Origin of the sequence: Kineococcus aridisoli (assembly GCF_050871885.1) — a bacterium.
Classification (GTDB): domain Bacteria; phylum Actinomycetota; class Actinomycetes; order Actinomycetales; family Kineococcaceae; genus Kineococcus.
This window is the reverse complement of record NZ_JBJLSF010000007.1, coordinates 1-13496: the sequence shown is the minus strand read 5'-3', so window position 1 is coordinate 13496 and position 13496 is coordinate 1. Positions and strand designations below refer to the sequence as shown.

Below are 13496 nucleotides of genomic sequence, written 5' to 3'. Positions count from 1 at the left end.
CGGTCTCCGACCGGTCGGTCGACGTGCGCGTCGAGGACGTCGCCTACACCTACCCCGGCACCGACAAGACCGTGCTGACCGGCGTCACCCTGCACCTGCCCGCCGGCTCCCGCACCGCCGTCGTCGGCGAGACCGGCTCCGGCAAGACCACCCTCGCCCGCCTCGTCACCCGCCTCGTCGACCCCGCCGCCGGCCGGGTCCTGCTCAACGGGATCGACGCCCGCGACCTGCCCAGCCGCGAACTGCACCGCCGCGTCGTCGCCGTCCCCCAGGAGGGCTTCCTCTTCGACGCCACCGTCGGCGACAACGTCCGCCGCGGCAAGCCCGGCGCCACCGACGACGACGTCCGCGCCGCCTTCGCCGACCTCGGCCTCACCGCCTGGCTCGAGGGCCTGCCCGACGGCCTCGACACCCCCGTCGGCCAGCGCGGCGAGCGCCTCTCCGCCGGCGAGCGCCAGCTCGTGGCACTGGCCCGCGCGCACCTCGCCGACCCCGACCTGCTCGTCCTCGACGAGGCCACCTCCTCCGTCGACCCGGCCACCGAGGTGCGGCTGCAGCGGGCGCTGGAGGGTGTTTTGAGTGGCCGGACGTCGGTGGCCATCGCGCACCGGCTGTCGACGGCGGAAGCCGCCGACGTCGTGGTGGTCGTGGACTCCGGGCGGGTCGTCGAGGTGGGGCCGGCGGTGGAGCTGGCGCACGCCGGGGGGCCGTACTCGCGGCTGCACGCAGCCTGGACGGCGCAGCACGCATAGGGCTTTCACGCCTGCAGCCGATGAGGTCCTGTCAATGATGATCCGCTGCTGCTGGCACGGATCATCACGGCCAGCGGCTCCAGTGTGCTCGGGTAGGTGGGCTCCTCAAGCAGGTTGATCACTGGAGTCATCGTGGCTGGTCGATCGGCCGGCGGGGTGAGAGCAAGTTGCTCCGTTCGAGCGATGCCTCTTTCGCTGGGTGACCTCGCCGATGGCTTGTCGCGGGAGCTGGCGCAGTGCTTGCGGCATTCGGGTGAATGTGGCGCCGCGTTGGTCGCGCGTCGACCTGCCTGCCAATACCTACTCTGCCGCGCCACTCGGGCAGGCCATGACACAGGAGCCGATCACCATGACTGACGAGCCCAGCACCCCCTTCGGTTGGGACCCCAACGCCGAGGAGGTCTTCGAGTGCCTCACGACCATGAGGACTCACGCGACACTCGCCACTGAGCAGCCATACCGCTGGGAGGCGCCGTACCCTGCCTTCGACAGGGAGGTCAGCGACATCGTCCACGACCCTGCCTACGCCGGTGGCTCGATGTGCTGGGTGGGCGACGCCGTCTCCGCGATCTTGGTGTGTGATGCACTGCATCATCTTGGATCCGGAGCCGAGCGTCTTTGGGACCTGGCTGAGCAGTCTTTCGTCATCATCACCTCGCGATCTCTCTCCTAGTTCAGGCAGGAAGCGACCCGAGCGGCCACACCTTGAAGGCCGCTCGGGTCGAGGCAGTCGCTACGCCGGTGCAGCCGGCGCTGGGTCAGCCGGGCGCCTTCCACTTCACCCTCGCTTGCACAGCTCGTGCGTGGGCCTGCGCATGGTCAGTGGAGGTGGCAGCAAGGACTGGAATCCACGGGAGCACGCCTGGGCCGATCGCTGGTTGGTTCCGGCAATGATCACGATCCACCGCCAGAGGGCATTGCGCAGGAGCCGCGCTCAGTGCTCGCCCCATCGAGCTGGGAGCGCGTCACGAAGGTTCACCCCGGCCACTACCACCGGACTGCCTGCCGATCTGTGCCATGACAGCAGGTAGCACCTGGCTACAGGTACCACGAAAGAAGGCGTCATGATCCCTCAGGAGGCTATGCCGTACGCGCCGGAGAAGGAGGACGAGCATACGACTGAAGTACTGACAGCCTGCCCACCAAGCATCCATCAACGCGTTGGCGAGGTCCTCGGCCACGGATGGGCCCTGGGAGTTGTTGTAGAGCTGCCGGTAGTGCAGGAATTCACTTGCTCCACTTCCAGGATGAGCGGTGGAGTCGAAGGCAGCCGCGTCATCGTCGCTGTGCTGGTGAGGCGCTACATGTACCTACCCGGCAAAGACGTTGAAGTGGCGACTTTGCTGACCGACTCCTCGGATGCCGCTGACGTCACGAGCGTGTATGCCGCTCTCCACCAGAGCCGCGTCATCGGCGCCACGCACGCGTACCTCCTTCTTCACCTGCCGATGGATGCACCCGCAGTACTGCGGGACCGCGTCAATGCGGTACGAGCACTGGCGCGCGAGCTCGGCGTAGGCGTCGTGCTCACCCAGGGCATCGAAGGCTCTCCCTGGGAGATCGCCGAGGCACCCGAAGCGCGCCCCCTAGACCGTCAGCGGATCAGCGCATTCATCAACACCCGTCTCAGCACCAAAACACAAGAAAGGATCATGCTGGCTACGCGGTCATAGGCGCGCATAGGACCGCGGCCGACTTAGTGATCTTCAGCACCTCACTTGGCTGCACGCCAGGAGCGCCTCGGCCACAGCGGAACCTGACCACTGACTTGCCTTACCGCGATTGCGGGGTGAGAAACTCTAGACGGTGGCACAAAACTAAGAAGCCGTTGCGGAAGTCGGTCGAGGTCTCTGGCGTGTCGTGGTGAGGCAGGCGCAGCCTGGGCAGCATGGCCATCGACGCCAGCACTCAACTCCACCCCCTGATCAGCGGTGAGCTGTGGCAGCTGCTCGAGCCGCTGATCCCTGCTCCGCCGCCAGCGGTGCCCCCTAGCAGGAGGTACCTCCTGGACGCACCGGCCGGCCTCGGCGCGATGACCGGAAGTCCTTGAGGGCATCGTCTTTGTGCTGAGCACCGGCATCGGCTGGGCCAAGCTCCCGCTCGAGCCGGGCTACGGCTGGGGCGGGGGCACCTCCCGCGCGTAGCGTGGGGGCGACCTGCTGACGGCGGCTGCGCTAGTGCCAGGACGCCGGCGTGTGAGAGCAACTGCACGGCGCCGTCCTGGACCGCCCTGGCCAGGAAGGACTGCTGGGCTGGTCGCGGGTCTGCATCAACTCCGTCAGTGTCTGGGCGAAAAAGGAGGCGCACTGACAGGCCCGAATCCCACCGACAGGGCAAAATTGGGCACGAAGTATCACCTGCTCGTCACCGCCGATGGGTTGCCGCTGAATGTCGTGATCTCCGGCGCCAACCGGCACGACTTCCTCTTCCTGGCGCCGCTGCTGGATGGGCAGCGAGCCGTCAAGGGCACCGGCCGCGGCCGACCCCGGCGCCGCCCACTGAAACTGCATGCCGACAAGAGCTATGACAACCGACGGTGCCGCACCTACCTGCGCCGACGCGGCATTCCCCCGCGCGCGGGAGGTGCCCCTTCCGCGCGCATCGCCCGCATCAGTGTGGAGTCCAGCCAGCGGCTAAGTCGGCACCGCTGGGTGGTGGAGCGCATCACCGGCTGGCTGCTGAGCTACAAGCGCCTGGCGCTGCCCTACGACACCAGCGCACGCACCATCACCGCATTGGCCCGCCTCGCCGTCACGCTCATCTGCGCCCGCCGACTACCCACGAGGAACTAATGCAACGGCTTCTAAGCTGTAAGCACAGCAGCTCACGACCTGGCGGGGACGGCAATGGCAAGCGCGTGGATCCTGCAGGCCAACCCAGGCAAGTGGGACATCTTCCGCTGGCACGAAGACGGTCCGGACGCGGAGCCGCTGCAGCGCTGGACCGTCGCCGTACACCTGAAGGACATCGCCGCTGGTGACGACTTCGCCCTGTGGGTCAGCGGCAGGGAAGCCGGCGTGTACGCCACCGGCAAGGTCACCGGGCCCGCCACCGGCCCGGCGCTGAGCACCAGCAGCTACTGGCTGCAGCCGCCGACGGTGCCAACCCACAACATCGGCATCGAAGTCACGGGCACCTTCTTCGCCGCCCCGCTCTACCGAGCGGTCCTGCAGGCCGATCCCGCCTTCGCCAGCGCGCTGATCCTGCGCATGCCCGGTGCCGCCAACCCACTGCGGCTGACTGGCGCCGAGTGGGCGGTGCTGCAGGCCCACCTGCCCGCCCCAGACCTGGATCCCGCCGCGCAGCCCAGCGCCCCGATGCTCACCTCCCGCCTGCTCAGCGCGGCCACCACACCCTCCGAGGTGCTCCTGCCCGGCGGGACGCTGACCAAGACCTACGACGAGCAGCGGCTCCTGCTGGACTACCAGCGCTCCCTTGGCCGTGACCTGGCCGTCATCAGCGCCAAGCTGCCCGACGGCTCGAGGATCGTCTGCGACGCCTACGACCGCGCCACCGCCACCCTCATCGAGGCCAAGGCCTCCAGCAGCCGCAGCGACATCCGCATGGCCATCGGCCAGCTCCTAGACTACCGCCGGCACATCGACCAGCCCGCTCACTGCGCCGTGCTGCTGCCCGCGCGGCCCAACGACGACCTGGTCGACCTCATCACCACCGTGGGCCTCAGCGTCACGTATCGGCAGGGTATGACTTTTCAGACGCTCAGCCCCGCGACCGGCCTGCATCCCTGACGGTGGCGGTAGCGGCCGGGGTGGCGGCTTCTCAAGCCGCCCGCGGCGCCGTTGGCCGCCCCGGCTGGGCTCAAGGCGGCACCCACCTGGGGCGCACTGAGGCATTTGGGCCATTCGGACGGAAGGGGAAGACAGCATCGGCACTGTGCCTTACGCTCGAAGCCAACGACGCGGAACCGCGTCACGGTGCGGTCGACCCGGGGCACCGACCCCGGGAAGACCATGAGGTCCGTCAAGTGGCACTGCCGCGGAGACCTGAGCACCGCGACTGAGGTTCTGTGCCGCCCGCACGACCCGGGCCGGACCCGGTGGTGGCGGTGCGAGAGCCGGTCGGTGCCCAGCTCCCGCGTGAGGACGCCGCGGGACAGGACCCGCGGCTGCGACCTTCGGGAGCAGCGCATGACCGAGCCCGACAAGACCCCTCCCCCCGCCGCTGGGCCTCACCTGGGTGACACGCCCGTCACCACCACGGCCAGGGCGACGGCGCGACGGCTGCAGTACGAGGCGGACCGCTCCGCCCCTTATACCAAGGCCGTCGAGAGCTACCGCAACTTCATCCAGGCGTGCGAGCGCGAGCACGACCGGATGATCACCATCGGGGACCAGCTCCAGGCTGGAGCTGCGCAGATGTGGATCCGGTCGCTTGAGGTAGGCGTGCCGCTGCCCGACGGCACGCACGGCACGCGGATCAAGGTCGTCACCGCCAACACCGCCCCTGCGATGTCCGCGCAGCAGATGCGCGACTACTTCCGCTACATCGGCGAGTCGGGCAACGAGACCTGGTCGACCTCCTCGCGCGACGGCAGCTTCGGCCAGGGACTGCGGCAGGTGGCCCTACCGCAGAACCACGCCGGCTTCGTCATCATCGCCGTGGAACCTGGAGATGGTGACCTGCTGCAGCGGAGCCACCTTATGTGGATCCGCTTCGACGACGCGCAGGAGGCGTACGTCACCCGCCAGCTGCCTGCTGAGCTCGTCGAGGACGACGCGGGCAGCGTGCGCTACGTCTACGACGATGTGGTGCCCTGCTATGAGATGGACGGCATCGACTTTCCGTCCTTGATCCCGCGGGAGGTGCTCAAGTGGGGCGGGATGGTGTTCGCCGAGCTGGGCATGCACCTGGAAGACGACGTGCGTGACTACTTCACCGACGAGACGGCGCAGAACGTCGAGACCGCCATCACCGAGCGCCTGTACGACCCCTCACGCCTGACGGTCGAGCTGGTGGCCAGCTCCCGGCGCGGGCGCGAGGAGACGCGCAGCCACTCCAGCGCCGGTGGCCGCTTCGTGCACGCTGCCGACGGCACCGAGTATCGGATCGACTCGCGCCGCCTGCGCAGCCACGACGCCTGGTTCGCCATGGACGGCGTGCAAGAGCAGAGCGTGCAGCTGGCCGACGGGACGACAATCCGCTTCGGCCTGGCCCCCAGCAACGGCGGTGACGCCCGGCACATGCCGTTCGGCGGTAAGGGCTTCTCCGAGGTGCGCTACCGGGGCGATGCGCACAAGCTGTGGCACTCGCGCAAGCACGTGGCCACCTGCCGCGAGCTGGGCATCGGGCACGCCGAGGTGGCTAGGCGCGTGGCCGTGGTCATCGAGCCGCCCATCGCCCGCGACGGCAGCGAGCCCTTCGCCGTCGAGCAGGACCGCACCCGCTCGCACCTGATGATTTCAGGCACCTCGCAGTTCCTGGCCGACTCGGGCAAGCCGCGCGAGTGGGCCGACGAGATCGTCGACGGCCACCTGCTTCCGCAGTTCATCCGCGACGAGCTGGCCGCCGCCACCGCCCGCTCGCAGCAGCCGCATGGCTGGGAGGAGCGCGTCGCCCAGATCTACACCGGGCTGCGCGCGCTGTTGGCCGGCTCGGGCCTGGTGGCCAGGGCGAACGGCACCGAGCCGGGCGTGCCTGCCACGCCCGGCCCCGGCACCGCCACCGCCACCCCTGCGGGCCCGGGCGCTGGCCGCGGCACCGGTGGCGGCAGCGGCCCTGGCTCGCCGGGGGATCAGGCAGCGCCCGGCACGCCGCTGACGCCCGATCCTGCTGGTCCGGTCCTGGGCCTGCCGGTGCGCCGCCAGGCGACGCCGCAGGTGGTGTGGCTATCCCGGGAGGAGTTCACCGGCGAGATTGGTGAGGATGCGCGCGGCGGCGAGATCCCGGCGTTCTGGGACAACCAGAACCGCAAGCTGGTTTTCAACCGCGAGCACCCCCACTTCGCCAACGAGGTGCGTCACCTCACCGACACGTGGGCGCGGCAGGACGAGCAGGCCCGCATCCGTGAGCACATCGAGCCGGCGATGATCACCAGCGCCCTCGAGGTCGAGTACACGACGCTCACCCTGGCGGCCATCCTGCAGACCACCAGCCAGGTCCCTACCCGGGCACAGCAGGAGCAGCTACTGTCCCCGGACACGCTGTGGGTGCTCGTGCGCGGTGGCGTGGCCACCCGGGCCCGGATCCAGGAGGCGATCCGCCAGGACGCCGAGCAGCACCGGCGTGGGCGCTGGGCGGCCGCCAGCGACGGGGAGGCCCTGCCGGCTTGACCCGGCGCGGCAGCCTTGCACTCTCGGCATGCGGTGAGGGCCGTATCTGCGCGCGCGGCCCTCACCGCTTTCAGCGGCATACCGACGGAGATCCCATGACGACGATCAGCACCCCCACCAATAGCTCGGTGCACGCCCCCCGCCCGGTGCGTGAGCTGCCACCGCTGCCCGGCGCCTCCGCCCAGCGGGAGCTGGCCACTCGGGCGCGCAAGACGCTGGGCATGGACGAGCGGTGCTCGCGCTCGTTCGCCTACCTGTGGGCCGATCCCGCCGACATCTCTGCGCAGGTGAGCCGGCCGCGCCGCATGCGCATCCCCGGCGCCACCCTGCTCTTTGTCGAGGGCGAGGCGTGGGCCACCAGCGTGATCGCAGACGTGGACAACCCCCGCATCGGGTCCATGGTCGAGTACCCCCTGGCCGCGGAAGCGGCCGGGAGAGTTTCGCTGTACCAGCGCGCCACCAGCCCCGTCACCAGTGGGCCAGCCGAGCTGTGCATCAGCGCTGCGTCGCGGCAGGACCTGGTAGCGCAGCTCGAGACGGCCATGAACCTCACCCGCGCGAATAACGACCTCAACCCGCCCGTTTCCCAGCAGGGGATCATGGATGCGCCGATCGCGGTGATGACCCGCATCACCTTCCAGGACGGCGCTTCAGAGATCGTCCTCCCCGTGGTGCGCGAAGGCACCAGCCGCACCAGCCATGCCCAGCGCCAGCTAGGGCTGAGCGCATCGGAGCTGCTGTTCACCTACCCGGCCTCCTCCACCCCCCTCAGGCGCAAGCTGGACGAGCTCAGCGAGCTCATCAGCATGCCCGACTCCGCGCTGAGCGACGAGCAGCGGGCACAGGCACGCTGCATGGTCATCCCCCTAATCGTCATCGTCGGTGCGATCACCGACAGCACCGCATCAGGCCTCGATCTGGCCGGCGCCGTCGAAATTAAGATCGGGCAGGAGCACATCAACACGAAGCGTCCCTGGGACGACGCAGCCCGCTCCGGCAAGCTCGCCAGCTCCTGCGTCGCCGCCGCTGCCCGCCACGGCATCAGCCAGGTTGACACGGACGCGAAGCGCGCATGGCTGTGCGGGGAGATCACCAGCAGCGAGGCCCAGCGCCTGGGGGTGAGCCGACTGCAGCCCGATGACCGCTTCGCGGACCTAGTGTTCCTCTTCACCACCGCTCAGGACAGGGTCCGCAAGGCCATCCGCGAGCCAATCTTCCTGGACTTGGAAAAGCCGGAACGCCGTGGCGCCCGCATCAGGCGCAGCACGAAGGTCCCACTCGCCGTGGAGCTGGTGGTGCGGGGCTTGCGCGGTGGGGTCATGACGGCCGAGGCTGCTGAGCGGATGGCCAGCGTGCTCACCGCTGGCGCCGACACGAGCATCGGCTCCTGGGTTCCCAGCTCCAAGCCGGTGAGCGAGCTCCTGCATGAGGCGCTGGCGGAGCGGGCCGCCGACGCACCGGAGCGGCCCGCCACCACTGAGCTGCGCGTTCGGGGCCTGTACTACCTGGCCCGCTACGACGCAATCCGCGGTCCCCGCAATGACGTCGGCCCTGGCGGTGACCGCCGCTCCGTCGCGGCCCTGCTCGAGGACATGGCAGCGACCGAGCGCGGCCTGCAGCTCCTCGCCCGTGCTATCGAGGATGGCCGCAGGAACACCGCCCCCACCATTGTCGACGAGAGCGGCCAGGCCCTGGCCGCTGGGCATGGCGGCGATGCCACCGTCACACACCGCTGGCTGCGTGAAAGCGGATTTCCCCGTGGCGCTGCCACATCTGCCGCGGACCCCCTGGAGGGCCGGCTGGGCACGGTGAACACTGCCGTGCTGGCGCTCGAGGCCGCCATCGCGGACCTCAGCACGCTCAGCCTCGACGACGGCACACCCGTGGTGGAGCAGGACGGTGTGGAAAACTTGCGGGCCAAAGCGTGGATGGACAAGCTGGACGACATCCGCCAGCAAGTTGGCCAGTGGCGTGATCGCTACATCGAGCGCCGCCTCATGAGCACTCCTGACGTCACCAATCAGGCCGAGCCGGTACCGCCGGTGGTGGCATGAATGCCTGAAGCGAGCATCAGCCAGCAGGTAGGTCCAAGAAGCCGTTGCATTAGTTCGTCAGAGGTAGTCGGCGGGCGCAGATCAAGGTGACGGTCAGACGCGCCAATGCGGTGATCGTGACCGCGGTGCAGTCGTAGCGCAGCGCCAGGTGCTTGTAGGCCAGCAGCCAGTCGATGGCGCGCTCGACGACCCAGCGATGCCGCCCGAGTCGCTGGCTGGACTCGATGCCGATGCGGGCGATGCGCGCGGCGATGCCCCAGCGGAGCAGGTAGGCGCGACAACGCCGATTGTCGTGGCCTTTGTCGGCGTGCAGCTTGAGCGGTCTACGTCGGGGACGTCCGCGGCCGGTGCCCTTGATGGCGCGCTGCCCGTCCAGCATCGGAGCCAGGAACATCGAGTTGTGCCGGTTCACTCTGGACAGCACGACGTTCAGCGGCAGGCCGTCGGCGGTGACCAGTAGGTGGTACTTGGTGCCCAGCTTGCCTCTGTCGGTGGGGTTCGGGCCCGTCAGCTTGCCCCCTTCTCGCTCGGACGCTGACGGAGTCCGCACTAGCCTGAGACCAGTCCAGCAGTCCTTGCCGCCCGAGACGGTCCAGCACCGCGGCGTGTAGCTCATCTCACACGCCGGCCTCTTGCCACTGGCGCAGGCGCTGCGAGCACGTTCAGCTCGCGCTAACGGCTGAGCGGCTGCTGCTCGACCAGCACCACGACGAGTCAGCGGAAGTCGCGCACAGAGCGACGTTCCAGGCGCTCCGCGGACCCGCGCACCCCAACGGTGCCCGTAACCACCCAGCCTGCACGCTCGTACACGCTGATCGCTCGCGCGTTGTCAGCGATGGCCCACAGCTCACCGCAGGAGAACGCCGCCTGGCGGGCGTACTGGTGCACGCGCTCCAGCAGCGCCCGACTTGTCCCTGACCCCAAGCTCTGGGATCGGTGGCCAGGTAGCGGTCCTCCTGCGGGATGGGAATGCAGAATCCACGGCCAACTGGTCGCGGCGAGCCAGGTGCACAGCGATGCGCCAGCTGCCGGCAGAGCTTGCAGGATGCCAGCCAGCTTGTCCTCGTCCTAGGGCACCGAAGGCAGGTATTCCCGCTTGACGGTGGCGCGGGCCCAGATGCCTGCCGCCTGCCGCTGAGCACCGAGGCCGGCAGCCAACTCGACCACCGGGTGTCCGTACGCGACCTGCATGCGTTCAGGATGCTGGGTGTCGCGCAGCGGGCGATTGCCGCGCTCGAGTACTGTCGCGACCACGAAGCATCTCTCGTGTAACCGCTGGGTCATCCCGCGATACGCGTGTGATCATGAGCAGTCAGCGACGTCCTGGCGTGTCGATGTGCGCGACACCGTGAGCACCGCCTCGGCACTCCCCCGGTGGTGGTACTTGACTTCCCCAGGCGGTCAGGACAGCAGCAGCTCCGGGGCGATCTGGTGCAGGCGAGCAGCCATCGCCGTCTCCAGCCGGTCCAGGGTGGCGATCTCGAAGAACGCTGAGTCGAGCTGATCCCACACGAAGGTGCCCTCCTCGGAGAGCTCCTCCCAGCCGGTGGGCCGAAACCACAGGTACTCCTGGCGGGCGCGGACCACCAGCGCGGCGACGTCGTCGAGAGCGAGCCAGCGCAAGCCCGCGATCGCGTCCTCGAGCGACGGCATGTTCTCGCTGAAGAAGACGTTCTCGATGCCGCCGCCGACCAGACCGCCGTTCTCGGCGATGCCGTGCAGGGCCATCACAGCCCCCAGAGAGCGCAGTCCAGGCAGGATCGAGGCGTCTTCGCGCTCGTAAGCGTGGATGGCGCGCACCGTCAACGCCCCGATCAGTGGGGACATCGCCTGTGGGGTCATCGGTTGCGCCTTCCGGTCGCGAGCAGGTCGAGCCCAGACGCTAGCCCTCACCGCCGACGCTTCCGTCCAGCAAGACCTTGGATCGGTGACGCGCTAACCTCCAGATGCTCGGCTCGCGTGTCAGCAGCCGCTGCAGCGCCCCAGCGAGGGACGCCACAGGCCGTCCACCGGTGAGCGCCACCATGTCCACCACTCCGGCCCGCCGCACTCTGGGCAGGTCGTCGTCCAGCCATGGGTCCACTGCACGGCCAAGGCGACCTGGGCCACCCCGGCCTGCTCGGCGTCCCTCATGCCGGGGACCGCAGCCGCCAGCCGGTGTGGACGCCGGCTGCATCGTGCTCGAGCCAGTGGTGCTCGCGCAGCCACGCGGTGCGCTTCTGCCACACCCGGGCGCCGACCCCGGCCTCCCGCGTCAGCACGGTTGCGGTGTGGTCGGCGGGGATGCGGCTCTCGTAGTCGGCCGCTGCTGCCAGCACCCACGTCACCGCGGCCAGCGACTCACGTGCCGGCTGGTGCATCTGGCGGCCGGGTACGCGCTCCACCGCGCTCCGCACGGCCTGCGCCCAGCGCACCGCCGAGGGCACCATGTCGCGCGGATCGGTGGGCAGCAACCGCACCACCACCTGCTCGGAGGTCACCGTCAGGTCATCGGCAGATCACGACGCCTCCTTGAGGGCCTTCTGCCAGCGAAACTCGTGAACAGCCGTAGGCATGTCCTGCCCCCCGGGGGGTGCCGGCGCCCGCCCCGCCGGTGAGCGCGCTCGCACACCGATGTCACGACGCGCTCGCACACCGAGCGCCACGACGGGGTCAGTGCTGCTGCATCGCCAGCGTCAGCAGTACCTGCCCGTACCGCGGGTTGATACGCGTGCCCCACTCCACAGGTGCGCTGACGGTAAAGGAGGCCTACTCGGGGAAGCTGGCGGTGATATCCGGCCACACCCACCACCCATCGAAGGGCCACAGGAGTCCCCAGTCATCCGGGTCGCGGCGCAGCACCCGTGGGCGTGGCTGCCACTCGGGGTCGCCCGAGGCGCTATCGAGCACCAAAGCCGCGCCCCCTGAGGTCACCCGCTGCGAGAGCGTGCGCGCCACGGCGTAGCGGCTCTCCCCCGAGGGCCCGGCGAAGTCCACGCTCACCGGGAAGGGCCACTCACGCACGTCCTCCAGCTCGTCGTGATCGTGCGGCAGCAGGTGGCTGGGAGCTGCCACCAAGGCCACCCGCGGCCGCGGCAGGTCAGGGCCAGGGCTAGGGCTAGGGCCAGGGCCAGGGTCAGAACCTCTGCCATTGACTCTGCCACTGCCACTGCTCTGCATGCGCACGGATGCTGTGACGGACAAGCGCGCGGTGCCGGCCATGCAGGACAGGCTGCCCGAGAGGACGGGCCCACAGGAGGGTTCCTGCTCGCTCGACGCCCATGTGTTCGTGCCGTCGATGACGGCCGCCCCACAGTGCGTGGTCTCGAGCGGTGACGATCAGGGGTGCTGACCGGCAGGATGAGCTGGTGAGCATGGAAGGACTGCGAGCCCTGCCTGAGGGCTCGGCCGGGAACTGGATCACCGGTCGGCTGCGCGGCTTCGGCAGCACGGTGGCATGCACGGTGCCCACCGGCTTCGCCGCCTACGCGCGCATCCTGCACCCCGTCGACTTCTTCCCCGCACCGCCCTCAACATCGTCGGCGCCGGCATCGGCGAGCGCCGCGTCGGCCCCCGCGGCCGAAGGGCCCGGGACACCGACAGGGACAGCGCCGCACGGGCTGGTGCCGCAGCGGGCGGGGCTGACGTGGGCGCAGGTGTGCCAGCGCACCGGGCGCACCCCGCACGCGCTCATGCAGTGGCGCGCCATCACCACCCCCGCACCCACCGGCGACGCGCCCAGCCAGACGCGGCTGCCCGTCACCGACGAGGGCCTGTGGGAGGAGGTCAGCGTCCAGGAAGGCACCCTGGAGCCTGCCGCCCTGACCGCGCTGCTGGACGTCCTGGCCCCCTTCACCGGTGAGCAGGAGTGCTGCCACGCCCTGTGGGAGGGCTACGGCTGGCTCACCGGCTCCAGCTCCTTCACCGTCTTCGCCTACGCCGACAGCGAGGGCGGCCCTCCCCCACCGCCACCGCAGCCGGCGCCGGTGCCGGTGCCGGTGCCGGTGCCGGTGCAGCTGCGCCGGGCCCTGGCCGCACCACGCCTGTCGCTGCCCGGACGCGACTACCTGCTTCTCGCCGGGCCGCTGCGCGCGGCGCTGGCCATGGGCGATCAGGTCACCGGCGACTGGTTCGATCCGCAGTCACCGAACCTGCTGTGGCCGCTCGACCGCTCCTGGTGCCTGGTCAGCGAGATCGATTTCGACTCCACCCTCATCGGCGGCTCCACCGAGCTGATCGAGGCCGTGCTCGCCGCGCCCGGCCTGGAGGCGTGGGAGGTCACCGAGGGCGACGACCTGGGCCTGTTCGCCGACACGCTCAACACCTGAGCCGACTGTTGAGCCTGCTGTTGAGCCTTGCGCTGCGCTCGCCGTGGCCGGGTGCACCGGACGCACGACGGCCGCCGGGTCGAGGACCCGGCG

General features: G+C 69.6%; 10 protein-coding genes and 3 pseudogenes. 8 read left to right on the top strand and 5 right to left on the bottom strand.

Annotated elements, in window-relative coordinates; genetic code table 11:
* Positions 1–17 precede the first annotated feature (17 nt).
* The 7 genes and pseudogenes from ACRYM2_RS03465 to ACRYM2_RS03435 form a co-directional block, all read left to right on the top strand.
* Positions 18–752 (top strand): annotated as a pseudogene (locus ACRYM2_RS03465) (ABC transporter ATP-binding protein); the annotation flags it as partial.
* Between the two features lie 349 nt (positions 753–1101).
* Positions 1102–1425 (top strand): hypothetical protein, encoded by a 324-nt coding sequence (locus tag ACRYM2_RS03460; RefSeq protein WP_432519894.1) that lies wholly within the window; start codon positions 1102–1104, stop codon positions 1423–1425.
* Between the two features lie 391 nt (positions 1426–1816).
* Positions 1817–2425, top strand: a complete 609-nt coding sequence (locus ACRYM2_RS03455; RefSeq protein ID WP_432519893.1) for a hypothetical protein — start codon at positions 1817–1819, stop codon at positions 2423–2425.
* A gap of 215 nt (positions 2426–2640) precedes the next feature.
* Positions 2641–3544, top strand: a pseudogene (locus tag ACRYM2_RS03450) (IS5 family transposase).
* Between the two features lie 54 nt (positions 3545–3598).
* Positions 3599–4501: a hypothetical protein gene (locus ACRYM2_RS03445; RefSeq protein ID WP_432519892.1), complete on the top strand. Its 903-nt coding sequence runs from the start codon at positions 3599–3601 to the stop codon at positions 4499–4501.
* A gap of 399 nt (positions 4502–4900) precedes the next feature.
* Positions 4901–7042 (top strand): hypothetical protein, encoded by a 2142-nt coding sequence (locus ACRYM2_RS03440; RefSeq protein WP_432519890.1) that lies wholly within the window; start codon positions 4901–4903, stop codon positions 7040–7042.
* Between the two features lie 95 nt (positions 7043–7137).
* Positions 7138–9096: a hypothetical protein gene (locus ACRYM2_RS03435; RefSeq protein ID WP_432519888.1), complete on the top strand. Its 1959-nt coding sequence runs from the start codon at positions 7138–7140 to the stop codon at positions 9094–9096.
* 49 nt (positions 9097–9145) lie between these two features.
* Here ACRYM2_RS03435 and ACRYM2_RS03430 read toward each other — a convergent pair.
* The 5 genes and pseudogenes from ACRYM2_RS03430 to ACRYM2_RS03410 all read right to left on the bottom strand — a co-directional run.
* A pseudogene (locus ACRYM2_RS03430) lies at positions 9146–9758 on the bottom strand (IS5 family transposase); the annotation flags it as partial.
* A gap of 406 nt (positions 9759–10164) precedes the next feature.
* The gene (locus tag ACRYM2_RS03425) at positions 10165–10350 is read right to left on the bottom strand and encodes a hypothetical protein (RefSeq protein WP_432519887.1); all 186 of its coding nucleotides are present in this window, start codon (positions 10348–10350) and stop codon (positions 10165–10167) included.
* 147 nt (positions 10351–10497) lie between these two features.
* The gene (locus ACRYM2_RS03420; RefSeq protein WP_432519886.1) at positions 10498–10938 is read right to left on the bottom strand and encodes a DMP19 family protein; all 441 of its coding nucleotides are present in this window, start codon (positions 10936–10938) and stop codon (positions 10498–10500) included.
* Between the two features lie 287 nt (positions 10939–11225).
* Positions 11226–11576: a hypothetical protein gene (locus ACRYM2_RS03415; protein ID WP_432519885.1), complete on the bottom strand. Its 351-nt coding sequence runs from the start codon at positions 11574–11576 to the stop codon at positions 11226–11228.
* Between the two features lie 268 nt (positions 11577–11844).
* Positions 11845–12150, bottom strand: coding sequence for a hypothetical protein (locus ACRYM2_RS03410; RefSeq protein ID WP_432519883.1), 306 nt, complete (start codon positions 12148–12150; stop codon positions 11845–11847).
* A 293-nt stretch (positions 12151–12443) separates the two neighbouring features.
* Between ACRYM2_RS03410 and ACRYM2_RS03405 the strand changes: the two genes are divergently transcribed.
* Positions 12444–13403, top strand: coding sequence for a hypothetical protein (locus tag ACRYM2_RS03405; protein ID WP_432519882.1), 960 nt, complete (start codon positions 12444–12446; stop codon positions 13401–13403).
* Positions 13404–13496: the final 93 nt, after the last annotated feature.

Coding starts and splice junctions, on each gene's coding strand:
- ACRYM2_RS03460 (WP_432519894.1), top strand. CDS start 1,102: ATGACTGACGAGCCCAGCACCCCCTTCGGTTGGGACCCCAACGCCGAG.
- ACRYM2_RS03455 (WP_432519893.1), top strand. CDS start 1,817: ATGATCCCTCAGGAGGCTATGCCGTACGCGCCGGAGAAGGAGGACGAG.
- ACRYM2_RS03445 (WP_432519892.1), top strand. CDS start 3,599: ATGGCAAGCGCGTGGATCCTGCAGGCCAACCCAGGCAAGTGGGACATC.
- ACRYM2_RS03440 (WP_432519890.1), top strand. CDS start 4,901: ATGACCGAGCCCGACAAGACCCCTCCCCCCGCCGCTGGGCCTCACCTG.
- ACRYM2_RS03435 (WP_432519888.1), top strand. CDS start 7,138: ATGACGACGATCAGCACCCCCACCAATAGCTCGGTGCACGCCCCCCGC.
- ACRYM2_RS03420 (WP_432519886.1), bottom strand. CDS start 10,938: ATGACCCCACAGGCGATGTCCCCACTGATCGGGGCGTTGACGGTGCGC.